Origin of the sequence: Paraclostridium sp. AKS73 (assembly GCF_025671395.1) — a bacterium.
Taxonomy (GTDB): domain Bacteria; phylum Bacillota; class Clostridia; order Peptostreptococcales; family Peptostreptococcaceae; genus Paraclostridium; species Paraclostridium benzoelyticum.
This window is the reverse complement of record NZ_JAIXHU010000108.1, coordinates 1-218: the sequence shown is the minus strand read 5'-3', so window position 1 is coordinate 218 and position 218 is coordinate 1. Positions and strand designations below refer to the sequence as shown.

General features: G+C 52.3%; 1 rRNA gene. It reads left to right on the top strand.

The annotated features are described in order from the left end of the window. A 16S ribosomal RNA gene (locus LEQ07_RS19920) occupies positions 1–218 on the top strand; the annotation flags it as partial.

Here is a 218-nt window from a genome sequence, read left to right as displayed (position 1 = left end):
CTCTTCGGAGAGAGCGGCGGACGGGTGAGTAACGCGTGGGTAACCTGCCCTGTACACACGGATAACATACCGAAAGGTATACTAATACGGGATAACATACGAAAGTCGCATGGCTTTTGTATCAAAGCTCCGGCGGTACAGGATGGACCCGCGTCTGATTAGCTAGTTGGTAAGGTAATGGCTTACCAAGGCAACGATCAGTAGCCGACCTGAGAGGG